18 protein-coding genes and 1 riboswitch are annotated in these 21,771 nt (G+C 64.5%); of the genes, 15 read left to right on the top strand and 3 right to left on the bottom strand.

Annotation, left to right across the window (positions count from 1 at the left end):
* The 5 genes from sucD to KOL99_RS09795 form a co-directional block, all read left to right on the top strand.
* Positions 1–872 (top strand): succinate--CoA ligase subunit alpha (gene sucD, locus KOL99_RS09815; RefSeq protein WP_216510264.1); only part of this gene is annotated, 872 nt, incomplete at its 5' end.
* A gap of 39 nt (positions 873–911) precedes the next feature.
* Entirely contained in the window at positions 912–1,073 is a 162-nt protein-coding gene (locus tag KOL99_RS09810; RefSeq protein WP_216510263.1) for a DUF6290 family protein, read from the top strand.
* 52 nt (positions 1,074–1,125) lie between these two features.
* Positions 1,126–4,710 (top strand): pyruvate:ferredoxin (flavodoxin) oxidoreductase, encoded by a 3,585-nt coding sequence (gene nifJ / locus KOL99_RS09805; protein WP_216510262.1) that lies wholly within the window; start codon positions 1,126–1,128, stop codon positions 4,708–4,710.
* A 195-nt stretch (positions 4,711–4,905) separates the two neighbouring features.
* On the top strand, positions 4,906–5,496 hold the full coding sequence (locus tag KOL99_RS09800) for a DUF4124 domain-containing protein (RefSeq protein WP_216510261.1): 591 nt from the start codon (positions 4,906–4,908) through the stop codon (positions 5,494–5,496).
* Positions 5,493–6,404 carry a M28 family peptidase gene (locus KOL99_RS09795; protein WP_216510260.1) on the top strand — a complete coding sequence of 304 codons (912 nt, stop codon included), beginning with the start codon at positions 5,493–5,495 and terminating at the stop codon, positions 6,402–6,404. The genes KOL99_RS09800 and KOL99_RS09795 overlap by 4 nt, the downstream gene beginning before the upstream one ends.
* Here KOL99_RS09795 and KOL99_RS09790 read toward each other — a convergent pair.
* Together KOL99_RS09790 and KOL99_RS09785 are read right to left on the bottom strand one after the other, a co-directional pair.
* Positions 6,376–7,296: a CHAD domain-containing protein gene (locus KOL99_RS09790; RefSeq protein ID WP_216510259.1), complete on the bottom strand. Its 921-nt coding sequence runs from the start codon at positions 7,294–7,296 to the stop codon at positions 6,376–6,378. The two genes, KOL99_RS09795 and KOL99_RS09790, sit on opposite strands and share 29 nt — an antisense overlap.
* 138 nt (positions 7,297–7,434) lie before the next feature.
* Complete coding sequence (locus tag KOL99_RS09785) at positions 7,435–7,599, bottom strand: hypothetical protein (protein ID WP_183347731.1); 165 nt, start codon at positions 7,597–7,599, stop codon at positions 7,435–7,437.
* 184 nt (positions 7,600–7,783) lie between these two features.
* Between KOL99_RS09785 and KOL99_RS09780 the strand changes: the two genes are divergently transcribed.
* Both KOL99_RS09780 and KOL99_RS09775 read left to right on the top strand, forming a co-directional pair.
* Complete coding sequence (locus KOL99_RS09780) at positions 7,784–8,143, top strand: hypothetical protein (protein WP_216510258.1); 360 nt, start codon at positions 7,784–7,786, stop codon at positions 8,141–8,143.
* Between the two features lie 334 nt (positions 8,144–8,477).
* The gene (locus KOL99_RS09775; RefSeq protein ID WP_216510257.1) at positions 8,478–9,446 is read left to right on the top strand and encodes a peptidylprolyl isomerase; all 969 of its coding nucleotides are present in this window, start codon (positions 8,478–8,480) and stop codon (positions 9,444–9,446) included.
* Positions 9,447–9,577: 131 nt separating this feature from the next.
* On the opposite strand, the gene KOL99_RS09770 is transcribed toward KOL99_RS09775, so the two are convergent.
* Positions 9,578–11,074 (bottom strand): sigma-54-dependent transcriptional regulator, encoded by a 1,497-nt coding sequence (locus KOL99_RS09770; protein ID WP_216510256.1) that lies wholly within the window; start codon positions 11,072–11,074, stop codon positions 9,578–9,580.
* A 708-nt stretch (positions 11,075–11,782) separates the two neighbouring features.
* On the opposite strand from KOL99_RS09770, the gene KOL99_RS09765 reads away from it, so the two are divergent.
* The 8 genes from KOL99_RS09765 to KOL99_RS09730 all read left to right on the top strand — a co-directional run bounded on the left by KOL99_RS09765 (position 11,783) and on the right by KOL99_RS09730 (position 21,739).
* A complete protein-coding gene (locus tag KOL99_RS09765) occupies positions 11,783–12,274 on the top strand; it encodes a tetratricopeptide repeat protein (protein ID WP_216510255.1) in 492 nt (163 codons plus the stop codon).
* Between the two features lie 49 nt (positions 12,275–12,323).
* Positions 12,324–14,336: a PAS domain-containing sensor histidine kinase gene (locus KOL99_RS09760; protein ID WP_216510254.1), complete on the top strand. Its 2,013-nt coding sequence runs from the start codon at positions 12,324–12,326 to the stop codon at positions 14,334–14,336.
* Positions 14,337–14,518: 182 nt separating this feature from the next.
* Positions 14,519–14,594, top strand: a riboswitch (cyclic di-GMP riboswitch).
* A gap of 189 nt (positions 14,595–14,783) precedes the next feature.
* Complete coding sequence (locus KOL99_RS09755; protein WP_216510253.1) at positions 14,784–16,568, top strand: putative bifunctional diguanylate cyclase/phosphodiesterase; 1,785 nt, start codon at positions 14,784–14,786, stop codon at positions 16,566–16,568.
* Between the two features lie 28 nt (positions 16,569–16,596).
* Positions 16,597–17,307, top strand: a complete 711-nt coding sequence (locus KOL99_RS09750) for a hypothetical protein (RefSeq protein WP_216510252.1) — start codon at positions 16,597–16,599, stop codon at positions 17,305–17,307.
* The gene (locus KOL99_RS09745; RefSeq protein WP_216510251.1) at positions 17,279–17,875 is read left to right on the top strand and encodes a DNA-3-methyladenine glycosylase I; all 597 of its coding nucleotides are present in this window, start codon (positions 17,279–17,281) and stop codon (positions 17,873–17,875) included. Before KOL99_RS09750 ends, KOL99_RS09745 begins: the two co-directional genes overlap by 29 nt.
* Positions 17,876–18,050: 175 nt before the next feature.
* Positions 18,051–19,496, top strand: a complete 1,446-nt coding sequence (gene pyk, locus KOL99_RS09740; RefSeq protein WP_216510250.1) for a pyruvate kinase — start codon at positions 18,051–18,053, stop codon at positions 19,494–19,496.
* A 349-nt stretch (positions 19,497–19,845) separates the two neighbouring features.
* A complete protein-coding gene (gene galE / locus KOL99_RS09735) occupies positions 19,846–20,832 on the top strand; it encodes a UDP-glucose 4-epimerase GalE (RefSeq protein ID WP_216510249.1) in 987 nt (328 codons plus the stop codon).
* Between the two features lie 28 nt (positions 20,833–20,860).
* Positions 20,861–21,739, top strand: a complete 879-nt coding sequence (locus tag KOL99_RS09730) for a YicC/YloC family endoribonuclease (RefSeq protein WP_216510248.1) — start codon at positions 20,861–20,863, stop codon at positions 21,737–21,739.
* The last annotated feature ends 32 nt before the right edge of the window (positions 21,740–21,771 follow it).

Below are 21,771 nucleotides of genomic sequence, written 5' to 3'. Positions count from 1 at the left end.
TGAGCATATTGATCGGCAAGGAAACCAGGGTCATCACGCAGGGAATCACCGGCGCGACCGGCCTGTTCCACGCGCAGGGCGCCCGCGAGTACGGCACCCAGATGGTGGGCGGGGTGACCCCGGGCAAGGGTGGGACGGTGATCGACGGCTTCCCCGTCTACGACACCGTGGCCGAGGCGGTCAACGCGACCGGGGCCACCGCGAGCGTCATCTACGTGCCGCCCCCCTTCGCCGCCGATTCCATCATGGAGGCGGTCGACGCCGGGGTCGAGCTGGTCTGCTGCATCACCGAGGGGATCCCGGTCCTCGACATGGTCAAGGTGAAGCAGTACCTGGTCGGGAAAAAGACCCGGCTGGTGGGGCCGAACTGCCCGGGCGTGATCACCCCCGGCGAGTGCAAGATCGGCATCATGCCCGGCTATATCCACAAGCCCGGCAAGATCGGCGTCGTGTCCCGCTCCGGCACCTTAACCTACGAGGCGGTCTGGCAGCTGACCTGCATCGGTCTCGGGCAGTCCACCTGCGTGGGGATAGGCGGTGACCCGGTCAACGGCACCAGCCACATCGACTGCCTGCGCCTGTTCGAGGAGGACCCGGACACGGAGGCGGTGATCATGATCGGCGAGATCGGCGGCAGCGCCGAGGAGGAGGCCGCCCGCTTCGTCAAGGAGAACATGACCAAGCCGGTCGCGGCCTACATCGCCGGGGTGACCGCCCCCCCGGGCAAGAGGATGGGGCACGCCGGCGCCATCATCTCCGGCGGCAAGGGAACCGCGACCGAGAAGGTGGCGGTGCTCAAGGAGTGCGGCATCAGCGTCGCCGCGACCCCGGCCGAGATGGCGCAGGCGCTGCTCAAGGTCTATAAACCGTAACGACGAAGGAGGCCGCCGGTAGGGGCTGCGGAGATCGACATGAAAAAGAAAGAGAATGCACGCTATCACGTGCTCTCGGTGCGGGTGAGCCGCGAGGAGCGCGAGACCATAGAGAAGATATCCAAAGAGGTGAACATGAAGGTGTCCGACCTGATGCGGGAGGCCCTGCAGGACATGGTCCCCTGGCAGAGCGCGCCGTAACCGGCGAGCCGCGACAGCATTCACCGCATTACCGTATAAGAGGAGCGAGAGCATGAGCAGAAAAATGGTAACCATAGACGGCAACACCGCGGCAGCGCACGTGGCCCACGCCACCAACGAGGTCATCGCGATCTACCCGATCACCCCGTCCTCCGTGATGGGGGAGATCTCGGACGCGAAGAGCGCGGCGGGGGAGAAGAACATCTGGGGGACGGTGCCGCTGGTCTCCGAGCTGCAGTCCGAGGGGGGCGCCGCCGGAGCGGTGCACGGGGCTCTGCAGGCCGGGGCGCTGACCACCACCTTCACCGCGAGCCAGGGGCTTTTGCTGATGATCCCCAACATGTACAAGATCGCCGGCGAGCTCACCTCCACCGTGTTCCACGTCTCGGCGCGCGCCATCGCCACCCAGGCGCTCTCCATCTTCGGCGACCATTCCGACGTGATGTCCTGCCGCGCCACCGGCTGGGCCATGCTCTGCTCCAACAACGTGCAGGAGGTGATGGACTTCGCCCTGATCGCCCAGGCGGCCACCCTGCGCTCGCGCATCCCGTTCCTGCATTTCTTCGACGGCTTCCGTACCTCGCACGAGGTGCAGAAGGTGGAGGCGCTTTCCCGTGACGACATGCGCGCCATGATCGACAACGAGCTGGTCAACGCGCACCGCGCCCGCTGCCTCACCCCGGACCGCCCGGTGCTGCGCGGCAGCGCCCAGAACCCGGACGTCTACTTCCAGGGGCGCGAGACGGTGAACCGCTTCTACCCGGCCACCATCGACATCGTCGAGAAGGAGATGGAGAAGTTCGCGGCGCTCACCGGCCGCAGGTACGAGCTGGTCGAGTACGCCGGCGCCCCGGACGCCGACCGCGTGGTCGTGATCATGGGCTCCGGCGCCGACACGGTGCAGGAGACGGTGGCGGCCCTTTGCGCCCAGGGTGAGAAGGTGGGGGTGGTCAAGATCCACCTGTACCGTCCCTTCCCGCTCAAGGCCTTCGTGCAGGCGCTTCCCGCGTCGGTGCGCAGGATCGCGGTCCTTGACCGCACCAAGGAGCCGGGGGCGCTCGGCGAGCCGCTCTACCTGGACGTGCGTACCGCCATCGGCGAGGGGATGGCCGCGGGGCTGAGCGGCTTCGTCGGCTACCCCGTCATCGTCGGCGGGCGCTACGGCCTGGGCTCCAAGGAGTTCACCCCGGCCATGGCCAAGGCGGTCTTCGACAACCTGAAGGAGGCCCAGCCCAGGAGCAACTTCGCGGTCGGCATCAACGACGACGTCACCGGCGCGAGCCTCGACTACGACAGCTCCTTCAGGACCGGCATGGACGGGACCTACCAGGCCATGTTCTTCGGCCTCGGGTCCGACGGCACCGTGGGGGCCAACAAGAACTCCATCAAGATTATCGGCGAGGCGACCGACAACTACGCCCAGGCCTATTTCGTCTACGACTCCAAGAAGGCGGGGACCATCACGACCTCGCACCTGCGCTTCGGAAAAAAGCCGATCAACGCGCCGTACCTGATCGACAACGCCGACTTCGTCGCCTGCCACAACTTCACCTTCCTGGAGAAGTACGACATGCTGGGCAAGGCGAAACCGGGCGCCACCTTCCTGCTCTGCTCCCCGTTCGACCACGACGAGGTCTGGGACAAGATGCCGGTCGAGGTGCAACGGCAGATCATCGACAAGAAGCTCAAGGTCTACACCATCAACGCCATCAAGCTCGCCGAGGAGCTCGGCCTGGGCGCCCGCATCAACGTCATCATGCAGACCGCCTTCTTCAAGATCTCCGGCATCATTCCGCTCGAGAGCGCCATCGCCGAGATCAAGGGGGCCATCAAGAAGAGCTACGGCAAGGCGGGGGAGAAGGTGGTGGCCATGAACAACGCCGCCGTCGACCAGGCGCTTTTGAACATCCACGAGGTGGCCGTTCCCGCAGCACCGTCGAGCGTCATCACCATGCCGCCGCCGGTAGGGGTGGGCGCGCCGCACTTCGTGAAGGAGGTCACCGGCCGCATCATCGCCGGCTTCGGTGACGATCTCCCGGTCTCGGCCATGCCCATCGACGGCACCTTCCCGACCGCGACCTCGCAGTACGAGAAGCGCAACATCGCGGTGGAGATCCCGGTCTGGGACGAGAAACTCTGCATCCAGTGCGCCATCTGCTCCTTCGTCTGCCCGCACGCGGCGATCCGGGTCAAGGCCTATCCGGCCGATGCCCTGGCCGGCGCACCGGCAGGGTTCAAGTGCGCTGATTCCAAGATCCCGGAGCTGAAAGAGCACAAGGTGACCTTCCAGGTTGCCCCCGAGGACTGCACCGGTTGCGGCGCCTGCGCCCACAACTGCCCGGCGAAGGACAAGGCGAACCCGGCGCACAAGGCGCTGGACATGCGGTTCCAGCCCCCCTTGCGCGCCGCCGAGGCGGCCAACTACCACTTCTTCCTGGGGCTTCCCGACCTCGACCCGGCCCTGGTGAAGCTCGACACCCTGCGCGGCAGCCAGCTGGTGCGCCCCCTGTTCGAGTACTCCGGCGCCTGCGCCGGCTGCGGCGAGACGCCGTACCTGAAACTTCTGTCCCAGCTCTTCGGCGACCGCGCCCTCATCGCCAACGCCACCGGCTGCACCTCGATCTACGGCGGCAACCTCCCCACTACCCCCTGGGCCAAGCGCGCCGACGGGCGGGGACCGGCCTGGTCCAACTCGCTCTTCGAGGACAACGCCGAGTTCGGCTTTGGCATGAGGCTCGCCGTGGACAAGTTCAACCAGGCGGCGACGGAGCTTTTGGAGCAGCTGGCCGGCTGCGGCTGCGGCGGCTGCGCGTCCATCGCCCCGCTGATGCGTGACATCCTCGACGCCGACCAGTCCGGGCAGGCCGGCATCGAGGCGCAGCGCGAAAGGGTGGCCAAGCTCAAGGAGGCGCTCGCCGGCTGCGACGAGGAGGCCGCGGCGCAGCTGCTCCCCATCGCGGACTACCTGGTCAAAAAGTCGGTCTGGTGCGTGGGGGGCGACGGCTGGGCCTACGACATCGGCTACGGCGGCCTGGACCACGTCATCGCCTCGGGCAAGAACGTGAACATCCTGGTGCTCGACACCGAGGTCTACTCCAACACCGGCGGCCAGGCCTCGAAATCGACCCCGATGGGCGCGGTGGCGCAGTTCGCCGCCGGCGGCAAGTCCATGGCCAAGAAGGACCTGGGCATGATGGCCATGGCCTACGGCCACGTCTACGTCGCCGCCGTGTCGCTCGCCAACCCCGGCCAGGTGGTCAAGGCTTTCATCGAGGCCGAGGCCTACGACGGTCCGTCGCTGATCATCGCCTACGCGCACTGCATCGCGCACGGCATCGACATGACCCGCGGCGTGGATGAGCAGAAGAAGGCGGTCTCCTCCGGCTACTGGCCGCTGTACCGCTACAACCCGGCGCTGGCGGCGCAGGGGAGGAACCCGCTGCAATTGGACAGTAAGGCCCCCACGACCAGCTTCGAGGACTACACGGGGGGAGAGAACCGCTACAAGGTGCTCAAGAAGATGAATCCCGAGGCGGCCGAGCAACTGATGCGCAAGGCGAGTGCCTGGGCGTCGGACCGCTTCGACTACTACACCAAGCTCGCGGCGCTCAGCTTCGGCGAGGACGGCAAGCAGTAGCGGCAGCAGAGCTGTCGCGGCAACAGCGAAGGGCCGGGGATTTCCCCGGCCCTTTTTCCATTCCCGGCTCGCCTCGCGGTTTTGCGGCGCGGGGAGACGGAGAACATGAGAGGCCGCAAAAGAAAATTGACAAACGCGGCCATATGAATATTATCTTCACCCTTGACCGCACCAACTTGTCTCCCCGGAGGGTACATGCGACGAACCACCATGCTTGCCACTGCTTTTCTCCTGGCCGCGCCCGCGCTGGGCAACGCCGGTACCTACCAGTGGCGCGACGACGCCGGGACCGTTCATTTCACCGACGACTCGGAACGGATTCCGGACAAGTACCTGAAGCGGGCCCAGGAGGTCGATCCGGCGAGCGCGGCGAAACAGCCCGCGGCGACGGAACCCAGGCGGATTGAGCCAACGGTGCCCCCGGCGGCGCAGCAAGCCGAAGACGCGGCTGCGGCCGATACCAAGAGCAAGCGGCGGGCCCGCCTGACCGCCGAGCTCACGCAGATCCGGAGCGGGCTGGAGGGGAAGAAGAAGGAACTGCAGAAGCTACACCACAAGTGGATGGTGCTGAAGGGGCGCGCGCCGAGCTTGGAAGAGGCCAAGGAATATCAGAAGCTATTGGCCGAAGGGAAGGCCAACGACGCGCGGAACCCCTATGTCAGCAAGGACCGCGTCTTCTCGACGGCGGGTGCCGCGCGGGCCGCGTACTATAAGAAGCTGGTCGAGGTGCGCGAGGACAACGCGCGGGCGCAGCAGCTGGAGCGGGAACTCGAGGGGCTGAAATGAGCGCCGTGACCGCGGCTGTTTCCAGGGAACGGATCGAAGCCCATGTGAAGAACCTCGAGGGGGTCAGGCATCCGGTGACGGGGGCGGACGCCCTGCGGCGGGCATGCTCCTACGTCGATGACACCCTGCGCGAGTTGGGCTACGCCGTCGATCTGCATCCTTTCATCGACGGCGGCAGCGAGTACCACAACGTCGTCGCCACCAGGCTCGGGACCCGGCAGCCGGAGAAGAGAGTCCTGGTGATCGCCCACTACGACACGGTCTCCGTCTCGCCCGGCGCGGACGACAACGCGAGTGGCGTCGCGCTGCTGCTGGAACTGGCGACCATTTGCAAGGAGTGGCATCCGGAACTGACGCTTCATTTCGTGGGGGTGAACCTTGAGGAAAACTCAGAAGAGGGGGTTCGGGGGACGGGCCTGCGTGGCAGCCGGGCCCTTGCCAGGTTCGCAGTGCAACAGGAGTGGGATATCGAGGCCGTGCTGGTGCTCGAGTCGGTAGCCTATGCCGGGGCGTCGATACGCCAGAGTGTGCCTGCCGGACTGCCGTTCGAGGTGCCGCAAACCGGAGATTTCCTCGCGGTGATCGGGAACGAATTTTCACGAGGGGTGGTGGGGCGGTTCGTGCTGGTGGTGCAGGACTTTGGCATCCCTCTCCCCGTGGTTCCCCTGGTGGTGCCAGGCAATGGCGAGGTGGTACCGGATACCCGGCGATCGGACCATGCCCCCTTCTGGGATGCCGGCTACCCGGCCATCATGCTGACCGACACCACCAACTTCCGCAATCCTCACTACCACGAGGTTAGCGATACCTTCGAGACCTTGAACCTCGGCTTCGCCGTCCGGGTCTGCCAGGCCGCGGCCGGGTTCCTGCTCGGCCTGGTCAGTGGCGAGGCTGAGACGCCGCGCTGACCCGCCTCGTCAGGGGTGTGAGCGGCTCATCCCGGTGCGTCCGCGCGAACTGCGCGAAGAGCCCCGCCCGGCGCGCCGCGAGCACCCGCAGCAACCCTTCCCGCTCAGTCCCTTGCGCCACGCGCTCCTCCACCATCGCGGCGAAGACGTCCAGATCGTGCAGCCGTCCCAGGAGGTCCTGGTAGCGCTTGAGCAGCCGGCGCGCCTCCTCTCCCTCATCCTCCAGCAGCGGTGCCAGTATCTCCAGCCGGTAGCGCAGCTTCTTGAACGCGATGCGCAGCCGGTGCTGTGCCACCGTGTCCTCCTCGTGCAGGGCGGCCGGGAAAAGTTCCTCGACCTGCCCGGCACGCTCGTCCAGAGCCCGTTCCGCAAAAACTCCGACCTCGCCGAAGGGATCCAGTTCACGCTGGGCGAAAGGGTTGGGCCGCTCCAGGCGGACCAGGTCCCGCCTGAGTTTACGCGCGGGAAATCGCGCCAGCGCCGCGGCCAGCCCCTCTTGGGTTCCCTCCCGTTCCTGTGTCAGCGATCGCACGAGTTCCCGCGCCGTAGCGCCGCAGTCGCGGTTTTCTTCGGTGTCGAGGCCGGAGAAGAACAGCAGCGCCTCGTCGAGGTTGCGCAGCTCCCCCAATAAGGAGGTGAGTTTTTTCACCCGGCGTGACAGTCGCGCCACCCGCTTCCCCGGGAGAACCGGGGCGAAGAGGGCGAGCCCCTCGCGCAGGCGGCGCGAGGCGACCCGCAGGTCGTGCACCTCGTCCGGGTCGAGATCGCGGACCGCTCCGCGCCAGTGGGAGAAGAATTCGTCGCCTAGCGCGGCGAGCAGGTGCGAGGCGGCATGCCACAGGCGTGTCGGCTGGAGTTGCGGGACTGGAGTAGGGTAGGCGGGATCACTCATAAGCCTTCACCGAGACTGGCAGTATTATAGCATCATCTCCCTTCAATGTGACAGGGCTGGTGCAAAAGCTGAAGACGCTAAGCGCCCCCGAAGGCACAGGTCTGCGGGGGCTCAGGCAACGCTTCGATGAAGAAGTGGTCAGTGTGGCTTGTGAATGGAGATCAGGAATTCCATGACTGCGAGGAGGTTGGTGAGCCTTCTAAAGAGGATGTTCTTTTCCCGCAGGTCTTTGGTGGTCTGGAATTTCGCCATCAACAGCTGGTATTGCTCATGTGCCAAATCGAACGGTTTCATCTTTTTCAACGCGTCGCTCTCCCTTTGTCGTGATAATGATTAAAATTTTATAACTGTATCGGTGTACTCTGTCAAGCGATCAGAGGGAAAAAGCGCAGGAGCGTACGGCAGAAGAAAAAATGGGCATGAAATTGGTAAAAATTAATCATGTGCTATAGTGTGTCGGTCGTAAATCAAACTCGGGAGGCTGACTATGAAAAGAGTGTTGTCCACCATCGTTACCGCACTGGTAGCCGTTTCCTTCGCCGGCATGGTCTGGGCGGCAGACACGACCGGAACCGATACCGGAACGTCTGCCGGCCCGGGGACCGGTATGTCGACCGGCACCCAGAGTGACCAGGGGGGGGCCGAGACGGCCAAATCCAAGACCAAGAAGACCAAGAAAAAAAGGAAAAAAAGCTCCAAGAAGACCAGGAAGCATACCAGAAAAAGCACGGGGACGGGAGCTTCCGGCATTGAGCCTAATTACGGCACCCCGGCCCTTGGGGGGCCAAGCGGCACCATGGGGACCGGTTCCGGCGGGACCGGCGGCGCGGACGGCGCGGGTCGCTAGGGGAGAGGCGGCAGGCAGGATCGAGGCCGCACCGCGAGGTGCGGCCTTTTCCGTGCTCGCGGTGGACCAAGTCGACGAGACGGCAGTGCCACGGTTTCCCCAGGGGGGTGGGTGATATGCCCCACCTCCTCCCGGGGCGCCTCCCGCCGCTACAGGCTCATGGTTCCCCTCCCGGGCCCGGTGGCGGCGAAAGGTACGTAACTTCGCGCCATTACCAGACACTTCCTGGAAGGGTGCCATGGCGGGGTGCAAAGGGGGGAGGCACCCCACAGCTGGGTACGCCTCTTGCTGTTACAGAACGTTGCAACCCTACATTTCAATAAAGGAGATTTCCATGCTCGCGTTGAAGAATTTGATTCCGGCGGCAGTAGCCGCCCTCTCCCTGTGCGTACTGCCAGGGTGCTCCGAGAAGGGGCCCAGCGGCGCCCCCGTTGCCAAGGTGAACGGGACCACCATCACCAAGCCGGAGTTGGACCGTGCCGTGAAGACCCTCCTGGCGCAAAACCGGGTCAACCAGACCCTGCCGCCGGAACAGTTGAAAAAGGCAACCGACGCCGCCCTGGAGCAGCTCACCTCGGCGGAGCTTCTGTACCAGGAGGGAAAGAAGCTGGAGATAAAGAACCTGGATCAGCTGGTCGACCAGCAATACCAGAAGAACCGCGCCGCCTTCCCCACCAAGGAGGAGTACGAAAAGGCGCTGAAGGCGGCCGGGATGACCGAGGCGGAGGTGCGCGAGTCGATGCGCAAGGAGATCGTGGTCAACCACTTCGTCGACAAGCAGTTCTCGGCCAAGGCCACCTGCTCGGACGCCGAGGCGAGGAAATTCTACGACGACAACAAGGCGAAACTGTTCCAAAAGGGTGAGCGCATCAAGGCGAGCCACATCCTCGTGAGCGTGGACCAAAAGGGGAGCGCCGAGGAGAAGAAAAAGGCGCGCGAGAAGGCGGAAGCTCTGCTGAAGCGGGTGCGCGGCGGCGAGGATTTCGCAGCGGTCGCCAAGGCGGAGTCGACCTGCCCCAGCCGCACCAAGGGGGGGGAGCTGGGCATCTTCGGCAAGGGACAGATGACCCCTCCCTTCGAGAAGGCGGCCTTCGCGCTGAAAAACGGGGAGATCAGCAAGGTGGTGGAGACGGAGTTCGGTTACCACATCATCAAGCTGCAGGAGCGGATCGCCCCCTCCACGGACAGCTTCGAGGACGTCAAGTTCCAGATCGTGCAGTACCTGAAGATGGAGCAGACCCGCAAGGCGGTGGCTGCCTTTCTGACCGAGCTGCGCCACAAGGCGAAAATCGAGAAGGTCTAGCCGCGGGCGCCATGACGCGAGAAGGCCCGGAGGGATGATCCCTCCGGGCCTTTTTTTGCCCCTTGCTTTTTCGCCGCGGGTTCAGGCACCGCCAGGGCGACGCCCAAACCGTGCTCCGCGCGCCGGTCGGGTCAGACCCACCGCAGGTTATCGCCGGAGGCCTGGGCCGCGCCGCCGCCCACCACGGGCGTGTCGAATCCCTCGCCATCCCCCTCCTTGCCCGAATCGGAGAGTCCGAACTTCTTCATGCGGTAGCGCAGCGTGTCCCGGCTGGTCTTGAGGAACTTGGCGGCCTTGGACTGGTTCCCCCCGGACTTCTTCAGGGCCAGCTGGATCAGCATCTTCTCCAGTTCCTCAAGCGAGATGCCGGTGGAAGGCAGCACGATGTGCTCTCCCGAGAACTCGGTGCTGATCACCCCGGTGCAATCCGGGTCCGCCGCCGCGACCCGGCTCTGCCTGATCTCGGGGCTCAGGTATTCCGGCGTGAGGACCTTCCCCTGCTCCAGCATCATCAGGCGTTCGATGCAGTTGCGCAGCTCGCGGACGTTGCCGGGCCAGTCGTACCGGTTCAGGTATTCCAGGGTCTCCGGCGCCGCGTGGGTCACGGTTCTGCCGTACTCCTCGTTGAGGGTCTCGATGAAATACTGCACCAGGGATTCGATGTCCTCCTTGCGTTCCCTAAGCTTTGGGAGGCAGATGTTCATGACGTTGAGCCTGAAGAAGAGGTCGCCGCGAAACTTCCCTTCCTTGACCATCCTGGGGAGGTCCTGGTGGGTTGCGGTGATGATCCTCACGTTGGCCTCGACGTCCTCCTGACCGCCCAGCCTGCGGAAGCGCTTGGTTTCGGTCGCCTTTAGGATCTTGGCCTGCATCTGGTAGGGCATGTCGCCGATCTCGTCCAGGAAGACCGACCCCCCCTCGGCCAGCTCGAAAACCCCCTTCTGGCGCCGGGAAGCGTCGGTGTAGGCTCCCTTCTCGTGGCCGAAAAGCTCGTTTTCCAACAGGTTCTCCGGGATCGATGCGCAGTTCACTTCGATGAAGGGGGCGTCGGCCCGGGCGCTGTGGTAATGGATCGCCTTGGCGACCAGCTCCTTGCCGGTGCCGCTCTCGCCGGTGATCAGCACCGTCTTGGCATCGGCGTCGGCGCAGATCTTGATCATCTTGAAGACCTCGATCATCTTGGGGCTGTTGCCCACCATCTTCTCGTGGTCGGATTTGCGGCGCAGCTCGTTTCTGAAGTAATCGACCTCTTTCTTGAGCCGCCGTTTCTCGAAGGCGCGCTCCACCACGTGCTTGACCGCCTCGAGATTGAAGGGCTTGCCGAAGTAGTCCTCCGCGCCGTCCTGGAGCGCCTGCACCGCCGAGTCCGCGTTGGCGTAGGCGGTGATCATGATGACGTAGAGGTCATCGTTGGTCGCCTTGAACCGCTTTAAAAGCTCCAGACCACTGGTGTCGGGAAGGCAGATGTCCAGCATGACCAAGTCGGGCTTGAAGCTCTCGAATTTCTGAATGGCCTCTGCACCGGACGCCGCCGTGTCGACCTCGTAACCGTCCTTTTTGAGGCTGGCGGCGAGGGACCAGGAGATCAGCTTTTCGTCGTCGACGACCAAGATCCTGTTTTTACTCATGGTGAACGTTCCTTCCTGGACCTGCTGCGGAGAGTCCGCAGATTCTCGATGGGGTGAGACCGGTGCCGGCCGAGTGAGGGGGGCCCACCCGTGCCGGTCAGCAGGCGGCTGAACTTTATCATCTATTTAATAATTTGTGTATTGTTTTTTTTGCATATAAAGCTACCGCCGCGGACGACGGCTCGGTCACCCTTTCAGCTCCGGTGGGGCTTTTCGAGCCGGGCTCGTGGGGGATATCACCCACTTTTGCGGCATTTGCCCCACGGTTTCGACTGTGGCGGCGCTCCGTGCGGAACTTTGCGCCATCCCCCACCATTTTCTCGCCGCTGCGCGATATGACCCAAACGGGTGGGGCTTTTCCAGCAGCCGGTCGTCTCGAAGTCCGACGCATGGCTCGGTGCGCCTGTTCTTGGCGGCACTGGCCCTTCACCCGCTTTGGTGGGGCAAATCACCAAGTTCTCTGGTGTTATAGCGCTGCCGGCGCGGTTCTGTGCGTCGGAGAGGATCGGTTTCCTCATTTCACACCGGCGAATGCGCCAAGGGCGGGGATAACACTAGCAGGATGCGTGCCGAGCCTCCCCTGCGGTCAAAGCCGTCCCTCCCTTGCCCCGGCGGCACCCCCTCCGGGGGGGTGTCCGCACCGCAATGGCAGGATCTGGCAAGTAATATGCATAGGCGTAAGACAATTCCCTTCCGAAAGGTGGTGCCATGAAACTGAGGCAGGTGGTGTTGTGGATTTTCATGATGGTTGTTGTCGGCGCGGCGCAGGGACACGGGTATGACGGCACCGATTTCAAGACGATCCGGAAACTGGCGGAGCAGGGTAACCCCGAGGCGCAGATGAAGCTGGGGGTGATGCTCTCCTCAGGGGTGGGAGTCCCCCTGGATAAAAAGGAAGGGCTCACGTGGTACGAGAAGTCGGCGAACCAGGGGTATGCCCCGGGGCAGTGGAACCTGGCTTTTGCCTACATACGCGGGGAAGTGGTGCCCCAGGATTTCAAAAAGGCCTTCGGGCTGCTGCAACTGGCGGCCGATGCGGGATACGACAGCGCGCAGTACGATCTGGGCATGATGTATCTGCAGGGGCTCGCCGTGGCCGCACCCGATCAGGAGAAAGCGGAGGTCTGGTTCCGGCGCGCCGCCGCCCAGGGGAACCGCGACGCCAAGAAGATCCTGAAGGAACTGGCCGAGGGCCATTGACCGGAGCGCCGGTCGTCAGCAAGAGCGCAAACGTTTCCAGGAGTAGCCCATGTCCAACATCTTCGAATCCCAGAACGCCGTCGCCATCGAGTCCCCCTCCCGGGCTTGCTTCGATTTCAGCCATGTGGCCGGCGAACTCGAGGAGAGCCGCAAGAGGCTCAGCGCCGTCTTTGACACCGTCCAGGTCGGCATAGTCATCATCGACGCGGAAACCCACACCATCGTGGAAGCCAACCCAAAGGCGGTGGAAATGATCGGCAGCAGCAGGGAGACCGTCGTCGGTTCCGTCTGTCACTGCTTCATCTGTCCGGAGCAAGTCGGGCACTGCCCCATCACCGACCATGGGCAGCGCATCGACAACACGGAGCGACAGCTCATGAAGGCCAACGGCGACAGCATCACCATCGTGAAGACCGTGGCGCGGGTCAAGCTGCACGGACGCGACCACCTGATCGAAAGCTTCCTGGACATCACCGACAGGAAGCGGGCCGAGGAGGAACTGAGGGAGAGCGAGGAGCGCTACCGCGACATCCTGGACAACGCCAACGACCTGATCCAGAGCGTCGATGCCAAGGGGGGCTTCATCTACGTCAACAGCGCCTGGAAGAAGACCCTGGGCTATTCCGACGAGGACCTCGCCTCCATGAATATCTTCGACGTGATCAAGCCCTGCTGTCAGAGCCATTGCGCCACCATGTTCGACGAGTTGAAAACCGGCGCCAGGATACCAAGGGTCGAGGTCGAATTCGTCGCCAAGGACGGGCGCAGCATCATCCTCGAGGGGAGCATAAACTGCAACACCGCCAACGGGCAGGCGATCAGCACCAGGGGGATCTTCCGCGACATCACCGAGCGCAAGAAGATGGAAGCGGAACTGATGCAGAGCGAGGATCGCTACCGCAAGCTCTTCGAGAACGCGCCGGAGGCGATCCTGGTGCAAAACGAGGGGCGCTACGTCTGCGCCAACAAGCAGGCCTGCCAGCTCCTCGGCGTCGACACTCCCGAGGAACTGGTCGGCCAGTCCATCTTCTCCTTCGTGCACCCCGACTTCCACGCCATGGTCCTCGAGCGCATCCAGCAGATTCACGACACCGGCGAGCCGTCGCCGTTGCGGGAATCGAGGATGGTGCGCAAGGACGGGACCGTGATCGACGTCGAGGCAGTGGCGACCGGAATCGTGTTCCAGGGGCAGCAGGCCATCCAGGTGATCATCCGGGACATCACCGAGAGAAAGCAGGTCGAGGAACAGCGCCGGGAACTGAACAGCAAGCTGGAGAAGATGGTCGAGGAGAAGACCCGGCACCTGAAGGAGGCCCAGACCAAGCTGATCCAGTCGGAAAAGATGGCGACCCTGGGCGAGGTGATCGCCGGCGCCGCGCACGAACTCAACAACCCGCTCGCGGGGATTCTCGGCGCCATCCAAATGCTGCGCAGCAACGCCGTGAACCATCCCATCGACCCCGAGCTCATGGAGGGGATCGACGTCCTGGAGAGCATCGAGAGCGCGGCGGTGCGCTGCCAGAAAATCGTCGAGGACCTGGTCCGCTTCACCACCCAGGTGCGCTGCAACTTCAGCGACATGGACATCAACCAGGTGCTCAAGGATACCCTGGAGATCATGTCGGGCCCCTTCGAGGAGCAGGGAATCGCGGTGCAACTGGACCTGGACCCGGAGGTGCCCCAGATCGAGGGGGACTTCGTCAAGCTCCTGGAGGTCTACGTGAACCTGCTGCAAAACGCGAAGAGCGCCCTCCCCAACGGCGGCAGGATCGATATCTGCACCGCCCTGGTGAAGAAGTACGGCGAGCCGCTTCAGGTCTCCGTGGTGATCCGCGACAACGGCTGCGGCATCCCGCCCCAGAATCTGGCCAAGATCTTCGACCCCTTCTTCACCACCAAGCCCGCCGGCAAGGGTCCCGGTCTCGGGCTCACCGTCTGCTACGGCATCGTGAAGCGCCACGGGGGCGACATCGACGTGCGTTCCACGGTCGGCAAGGGGACCGAGGTGACGGTCACCGTTCCGGTCCGGCAGCGCAGAGGGACCACCTATCCGCCTTCCTGACCCGGCGGGAGGTTGTCCGTGCCGGCGCGGGGGGGGAGATGAGCTTAATTTCATTTGACATTTCCCTCCCCATCTGGTTAAACCTTCTACGCGATGGCAAGGGCGGTATGACTGCCGGAGACAATCGGGGCGAGCGGGCCAGGCTTCAAGCGCGCCATGACGGACAGCACCGGAAAAAAGATAAACGATAATACTAAACCATCCGCGAGGGTGGGACGGAAAGCCCAAGGGTCTCCCTGAGACAGCCGGGTTGCCGAAATATCTAGCACTAGATCCAGCTAAGATACCGGCAACCCGTTTTTTTTTGCCCGCTTCTAATGATTTCCCCCTCAAGCTTGGACCCTCCACCGCCGTGGCGGCGAGGCCGGGCCACCCCTCTCCATCGCCACATTCCGCACACCACATTCATGCCGAGGCCGTAACGGGCCGGCGGCAGGAGAGACCCTCATGCACGATGCGGCCAACGACCCACCAGAGAGCCTGCGGCTGGATTCCTGCTCGACGCAGTTGGTGAACCAGCTGGGGCAGGACGAGGAGCGCCTGGCGATGCTGAAGGAAATCATCGACTTCCTTCCCCTCGGCGCGGGAATAACCATCAGCGACAAGGACGGCCGGATCGCCTACGTGAACCAGGCGGAGGCGGAGATGCACGGCTATGCCCGCGGCGAGCTGATCGGCCGGCCGGCCCGCATCCTGGCTCCCGAGGTCAAAACCAGGGGGAGGCGCATCGACCCCGGGACCGCTGGGCTTTGGAAGCGCGAGTGCCTGAACGTGCGCAAGGACGGCAAGATCTTTCCGGTTCAGCTCACCTCCCGGCCGATCAGAAACGCCGGCGGGGCCTACCTCGGCATGTTGACCGCCTGCGAGGACATGACCCAGCGCAAGCTTTGCGAGCAGCAGCTCGAGACCCTCGCCTACTACGACAGCGTCACGAAGCTCCCCAACCGCAGCCTCCTCATGGACCGCCTGCACCAGGCCCTCGCCCTGGCGCAGCGCGAGCGGCGCGAGCTGGCCCTGCTCTTTCTCGACCTGGACAATTTCAAGGACCTCAACAGCTCCAAGGGGCACGAGGCGGGCGACAAGTTTCTGCAGGAGGTGGCGGCGCGGCTGGCGAGCTGCCTCTCCGAGGCGAACACCCTGGCGCGGCTTGGCGGGGACGAGTTCGTCATCCTGTTCAACCCGGGACCGGGGGAGGAGGGGGTGGCGGCGACGGCCGCCAGGCTGCAGGCGCTCTTCGCGGAGCCCTTCCTGATCGACGGGGAGGAGCTTTACGGCAGCACCAGTATCGGCATCGCCCTCTACCCCGATGACGGCCGGGACGTGGAGAGCCTGCTGCGCTGCGCCGACGCGGCGCTGTACCAGGCGAAGAGCGAGGGAAAGGCGAGTTACCAGTTCTTCTCCCAGGAGATGAACCAGGTGACCATGCGCCGCGTGGCGCTGGAAAACGGGATGCGCCAGGGACTGGCGCGCGGCGAGTTCTACCTCTACTTTCAACCCCAGTGGGACCTGAAGACCCTGCGGCTGACCGGCGCCGAGGCGCTTTTGCGCTGGCACAGCGCCGAGTTCGGCCTGGTGGGGCCGGACGAGTTCATCCCCATCGCCGAGTCGTGCGGTTTCATCTTCGACCTGGGGGACCTGGTGCTGAGGGAGGCATGCCTGCATGCGGTGGAGTGGGACCGTATCTGCCCGGGGCTCAAGGTCGCCGTCAACATTTCGGGGCGGCAGTTCCGGCAGCCCGACTTCCTGGAGACCGTGGCCCGGGTGGTCGAGGAGAGCGGGGTAGGCCCGAGTTCCCTGGAGCTCGAGTTCACCGAGAGCGTCATCATGGAGCGCGCCGAGAAGAACATCCACGCGCTGCAGGCGCTGAAGAGGATGGGGGTAAGGCTCAGCATCGACGACTTCGGCACCGGCTATTCCTCGCTCAACTACCTGAAACACTTCCCCATCGACGCCATCAAGATCGATCGCTCCTTCATCGCCGAACTCGTTTCCGACAGCGACGACGCCGCCATCGCCGAGGCCATCATCTCCATGGCGCACAGCCTGAAGCTCAAGGTCATCGCCGAGGGGGTCGAGAACGACGCGCAGCTCGACTTCCTGGTGGACCGATGCTGTGACGAGGCGCAGGGGTTCTACTTCGCCCCCCCCATGCCGGGTGAGGATTTCACCGGCTACGTGAAGCGCTTCTCCGTCTCCGAAGATGTGACCAAACCGCTGAGTGTCGCTGGCTGACCTCACCCCCACCCAAGGAGGAAGACCCATGAAAACCATGCAACAGATAGCGCGCGCCCTCGCGCTGCAGGCCGCGGTCGTGCCGCTCATGCTCGCGCAGGCGCAGGCCGGCAACGTCGGCGTGGACGTCAATATTCACCTCGGCAACGAGCCCCGACCCGTGGTGGTGGCCCCGGCCCCCCGACCGGTCGTGGTGGCGCCCGCCCCGGTGCCGGTGTACCAGCCCGATCCGTACTACGACGAGCCCGAGGAGGAGGTCCAGTTCATCTATCCGCAGCCGCTGGGCTTCTACGTGGCGGTGGGGGTTCCCTACGACCTCTTCTACTTCAACAACGTCTACTTCAGCTTCCGTGACGGGCGCTGGTTCCGCTCTCCCGACAACCGCGGCCGCTGGGTCCCGGTCGGGTACCGTGAACTTCCCCCGCCGCTGCGCCGCTACCGGATCGAGCGGATCCGCGAGTACCGGGCCCGCGAGTACGCCGTCTACCAGCGCGACCGGGACCACTACCACGGCAGGCACAGAAGCGACCGCGGTTACTGGAAGGCGCGCCACGAACAGCAAAAGGACGAGAAGAGGTACACCAAGGAGCAGCGAAAGGAAGAGAAGCGCTACGAGAAGGAGCAGCGCAAAGAAGACTTGCGCTTCGAGAAGGAACAGAGAAAAGAGCAGAAACGCCACGAGCACGAGCAGCGCAGGGAGGACAGGGACTTTGACCGGGACCGTCACGGCCGCGACTAGCCCTAACCGCTGCGGCTGGGCCGGGAGCGATCCCCTTTACTGTGCCTACCATGACCTCGAATGGGGAGTGCCGGTGCACGACGACCGCCTCCTCTTCGAGTTCCTCACCCTGGAGGGGGCGCAGGCCGGGCTTTCCTGGATCACCATCCTCAGAAAGCGCGAGGGGTACCGCCGCGCCTTCGCCGGCTTCGACCCGGAGCTCGTCGCCCGCTTCTCCGACGCCGACCTGCCCCGGCTCATGGCCGACCCCGCCATCGTGCGGAACCGGCTGAAGATAGGCTCCACGATCGACAATGCGCGCGCCTTTCTCCGCGTGCAGGAGGAGTTCGGCTCCTTCGACGCCTACCTGTGGCGTTTCGTGGACGGCGTTCCCCGCCAAAACGCCTGGCGCAGCCTGGCCGAGGTTCCGCCCCGAAGCGACCTCTCCGATCAGCTCAGCCGCGACCTCAAGCGGCGCGGCTTCCGTTTCGTAGGGAGCACCATCTGTTACGCCATGATGCAGGCGGTGGGGATGGTGAACGATCATACCGTCGACTGCTTCCGCTGGAGCCAGCTGCAAAACAGGTGACCGGCAAAACTCCCTGCGAAAACCTGCCGATACGCATTGCACCCCGCCCCGATTTCGGGTAATTATTTAGGGTCGCCGCGCAAGCGGCGCATCCCCCTTTCACGAGCCGGCAGATGCGGCGGACACGGTCCCCGTGCACCGTCCCCGCCAGCGCCCGGCCCGACCAGGAGAACCCATGTTCCGTCGCACCAAGATCGTAGCCACCGTCGGCCCCGCTTCCGATTCCAACGAGATGCTCGACGCCCTGATCCATGCCGGCGTCGATGTCTTCCGCCTCAACTTCTCCCACGGCGATTACGCCTCCAAGGCCGCCGTCATCGGCCACATCCGCAAGCTTTCCCAGGAGCACGAGCATGCCGTGGCCATCCTCGGGGACCTGCAGGGGCCCAAGATCCGCACCGGCCTCATGGTCGGCGGTTCCATGCAGCTCGTGGCGGGGAGCGAGGTGGTGGTCACCACGCGCGAGGTGCTGGGGCAGGGCAACGTGATCCCGACCATCTACCAGGGGCTGCCGCGCGACGTGAAGGCGGAGGACCGCATCCTCCTCGACGACGGCCTGATGGAGCTGAAGGTGCTCGAGGTCTCCGGGGTGGACGTGCGCTGCCAGGTGGTTACCGGCGGGATCCTCAAGGACCGCAAGGGGATCAACCTTCCCGGCGCCAAGGTTTCCGCCCCGGCGCTGACCGAGAAGGACAAGGAGGACCTGCAGTTCTGCATGGACCAGCAGCTGGACTACGTGGCCCTCTCCTTCGTGCGCGAGGCCTCGGACGTGACCGAGCTGAAGGAGATCATCGACCGGGCCGGTTCCCCCTTGCGCATCATCGCCAAGATCGAGAAGCCCGAGGCGGTGCTGAACTTCGCCGCCATCCTGCGGGTATCGGACGGGATCATGGTGGCGCGCGGGGACCTGGGCGTGGAGATGAACCCCGAGAAGGTTCCCCTGATCCAGAAGCGCATCATCAGAAGTTGCAACGATGCCGGCAAGCCGGTCATCACCGCGACCCAGATGCTGGAGAGCATGGTCAACAACCCGCGCCCGACCCGCGCCGAGACTTCGGACGTCGCCAACGCCATCCTGGACGGCACCGACGCCATCATGCTCTCCGCCGAGACCGCCTCCGGCAAATACCCCATCGAAGCGGTTTCCATGATGGTGCAGGTGGCGCGCGACATCGAGACCGATCCCCAGCTCATGGCCCAGTGCTGCAAGGCGCCCAACGGCCAGACCAGCCTCCCCAATATCTCCGAGGTGATCGGCATGGCGGCCTGCCGTGCGGCGGAGAGCGTCAAGGCCTCGGCCATCCTCGCCTTCACCCAGACCGGCAGCACCGCGGCACTGGTATCCAAGTACCGCCCGGCTCAGCCCATCATCGCGGTGACGCCGTCGCAGCAGGTGCGCCGTCGGCTCGCGCTCTACGCCGGGGTGCACGCGCTCAGGGTGGACATCGAGGGGGACACCGAAAGCCAGATCATCTCGGTGGAAGCAGCGGTGCTGGACATGGGGTGGCTGAAACAGGGGGACCTGGTGGTGATCACCATGGGGAGCCCGTTGTCGAGCCCCGGCACCACCAACCTGATGAAGGTGCACCGCCTGGAACCGGGGCTGCGGCCCCAGCGCTGATCCGTGCCGCAGCTCCGTAAGTGACGGCCTTTGGGTCGCTCGCTTGGGTAGGCGAAGCGCCGTCCACGCCAAAGCGGATGGACGTAGATGCTGTAAACCGGGCTCCTGATCCGGTTGTCCCAGTTCCGGGAGTGGCGGACACCGGGGCTGTCAGGGCGAATTAGGCGTTGCGCTGGGGTGGGGTAGATGTTATAACTGTGCCGATCGCTCGCATGAGGATCGGCGCTGCGCTTTGGCCGGTTGCCGGGCTGATTTATGACAATCCGTCCGGGCTCCGTTGCCGCGGATCGAGGGTTTAGTCCAATGGCTAGACCCTCTTTCATTATCTTTTGCCATGGAGGTTTCTGCTATGAGCGTCATACTCGTTACCGGCGGTGCCGGGTACATCGGTAGTCACGTGGTCAGACAGCTCTCCGAGGCGGGGCACGAGGTGGTGGTGTACGACAACCTCTCCACCGGTTCGGCCGACGCGCTGGTGCACGGCGAGCGGCTCGTCGTCGGCGACCTCTCCGACCAGGACGGGATACGGGCGGTGCTCAGGGAAACCGGGGCCAAGTCGGTGCTCCATTTCGCCGCGGCGATCATCGCGCCGGAATCGGTGACCCTGCCGCTCAAGTACTACGGCAACAACACGAGAAACACCCTGAACCTTCTGCAGGCCTGCGTCGAGCACGGCGTCGAGCGCTTCATCTTTTCCAGCACCGCCGCGGTGTACGGCATGCCCGAGGGAGGACGCGCCTCGGAAGAGAGCCGCACCGCCCCCATCAACCCCTACGGCACCTCCAAGCTGATGAGCGAGTGGATGCTGCGCGACGCCGCCTTCGCCCACGGCTTCTCCTACGTGGCGCTGCGCTACTTCAACGTGGCGGGCGCCGACCCGCAGGCGCGCATGGGGCAGAGAACGCCCGAGGCGACCCACCTGATCAAGGTGGCCTGCCAGGCCGCCTTGGGCGCCCGCGACTCCGTCTCCATCTTCGGCACCGACTACGATACCCCCGACGGGACCGGCATCCGGGACTACATCCACATCGAGGACCTCGCCTCGGCGCACCTCGCCGCCCTGAGCTACCTTGAGCGCGGCGGCGCCTCCGAGGTGATCAACGTGGGCTACGGCAAGGGGAACAGCGTCCGCGAGGTGATCAGGGTGGTGAAGGACGTAAGCGGCGTCGACTTCAAGGTCAACGAGGCGCCGCGTCGCCCCGGCGACCCGGACAGTCTCATCGCGGTCGCCGACAAGATCCGCACCGTCCTCAACTGGACCCCGTCCTACAACGACCTGCACACCATCGTGGCCGACGCCTGGCGTTGGGAGCAGAAGCTTTGGCAATCCCGCTGATAGCGAACAGCGAAGAGAAGGAGAGGGCATGATAAAGAGCATGACCGGCTATGGCAAGGGTGAGGGGGTCCACGAAGGGGGACGCTTCATCGTCGAGGTGCGCTGCGTGAACCATCGCTACGGCGAGATCACCGTCAAGCTCCCGCGCGTGCTGCTGCAGTTCGAGAACGAGATCAAGAAGCGCGTCGGCGAGAAGCTGGTGCGCGGCAAGATCGACGTCTTCATCCAGGTGGAGAACGCGGTGGCGCTCGGGGTGCCGACGGCCAACCTGCCGCTGGCGCGCGGCTACCTGAAGGCCTTCCAGAGCATCGGCGAGGCGCTGGGGCTCTCCGGCGAGGTGGATCTCGCGCTGGTCGCCTCGCAGCGGGACGTGGTCACCGTGGCGGCCGAGGCCGAGGCGAGCCTGGAGGAGATGCCGCAGGAGCTCATGTCCGCGCTCGAGGACTCCCTGCGCCGGGTGGACGAGATGCGCCTTTTCGAGGGGGAATCGCTCTACGCCGACTTCCTAAGACGCCGCGAGACCCTGACCCAGCTGATCGCGAAGGTCGCCGCGCGCGCCCCGCAGGTGGTCGCCGAGTACGGCCAGCGCCTGAAGGAGAGGATCGCGCAGCTCTTGGGCGAGGCCTCGCTTCCCGAGGAGCGTCTGGCCCAGGAGATAGCGGTCATGGCCGACAAGTGCGACGTCACCGAGGAGCTGGTGCGCCTGGAAAGCCACCTGCGCCAGTTCGACGAGACCCTGGCCAAAAGCGAGCCGGTGGGGAGAAAGCTCGACTTCCTGCTCCAGGAGATCAACCGTGAGGTGAACACCATCGGCTCCAAGGGGAACGACGCCCAGATGGCCGCGCTGGTGGTGGAGCTGAAGGCGGAGCTGGAGAAGATCCGCGAGCAGGTGCAGAACATAGAGTAGGGGAACTTTACAGTTTGGGGTTCCGCCGCCTC

Origin of the sequence: Geomonas azotofigens, assembly GCF_018919395.1 — a bacterium.
Taxonomy (GTDB): domain Bacteria; phylum Desulfobacterota; class Desulfuromonadia; order Geobacterales; family Geobacteraceae; genus Geomonas; species Geomonas azotofigens.
The sequence above is the reverse complement of the archived record's forward strand: the minus strand, read 5'-3'. Positions and strand labels throughout refer to the sequence as shown.

What these genes read in the sequence shown, in the direction of transcription:
- KOL99_RS09810 (WP_216510263.1), top strand. Translation starts at nt 912, where the DNA reads ATGAAAAAGAAAGAGAATGCACGCTATCACGTGCTCTCGGTGCGGGTG.
- nifJ (WP_216510262.1), top strand. Translation starts at nt 1,126, where the DNA reads ATGAGCAGAAAAATGGTAACCATAGACGGCAACACCGCGGCAGCGCAC.
- KOL99_RS09800 (WP_216510261.1), top strand. Translation starts at nt 4,906, where the DNA reads ATGCGACGAACCACCATGCTTGCCACTGCTTTTCTCCTGGCCGCGCCC.
- KOL99_RS09795 (WP_216510260.1), top strand. Translation starts at nt 5,493, where the DNA reads ATGAGCGCCGTGACCGCGGCTGTTTCCAGGGAACGGATCGAAGCCCAT.
- KOL99_RS09790 (WP_216510259.1), bottom strand. Translation starts at nt 7,296, where the DNA reads ATGAGTGATCCCGCCTACCCTACTCCAGTCCCGCAACTCCAGCCGACA.
- KOL99_RS09780 (WP_216510258.1), top strand. Translation starts at nt 7,784, where the DNA reads ATGAAAAGAGTGTTGTCCACCATCGTTACCGCACTGGTAGCCGTTTCC.
- KOL99_RS09775 (WP_216510257.1), top strand. Translation starts at nt 8,478, where the DNA reads ATGCTCGCGTTGAAGAATTTGATTCCGGCGGCAGTAGCCGCCCTCTCC.
- KOL99_RS09770 (WP_216510256.1), bottom strand. Translation starts at nt 11,074, where the DNA reads ATGAGTAAAAACAGGATCTTGGTCGTCGACGACGAAAAGCTGATCTCC.
- KOL99_RS09765 (WP_216510255.1), top strand. Translation starts at nt 11,783, where the DNA reads ATGAAACTGAGGCAGGTGGTGTTGTGGATTTTCATGATGGTTGTTGTC.
- KOL99_RS09760 (WP_216510254.1), top strand. Translation starts at nt 12,324, where the DNA reads ATGTCCAACATCTTCGAATCCCAGAACGCCGTCGCCATCGAGTCCCCC.
- KOL99_RS09755 (WP_216510253.1), top strand. Translation starts at nt 14,784, where the DNA reads ATGCACGATGCGGCCAACGACCCACCAGAGAGCCTGCGGCTGGATTCC.
- KOL99_RS09750 (WP_216510252.1), top strand. Translation starts at nt 16,597, where the DNA reads ATGAAAACCATGCAACAGATAGCGCGCGCCCTCGCGCTGCAGGCCGCG.
- pyk (WP_216510250.1), top strand. Translation starts at nt 18,051, where the DNA reads ATGTTCCGTCGCACCAAGATCGTAGCCACCGTCGGCCCCGCTTCCGAT.
- galE (WP_216510249.1), top strand. Translation starts at nt 19,846, where the DNA reads ATGAGCGTCATACTCGTTACCGGCGGTGCCGGGTACATCGGTAGTCAC.
- KOL99_RS09730 (WP_216510248.1), top strand. Translation starts at nt 20,861, where the DNA reads ATGATAAAGAGCATGACCGGCTATGGCAAGGGTGAGGGGGTCCACGAA.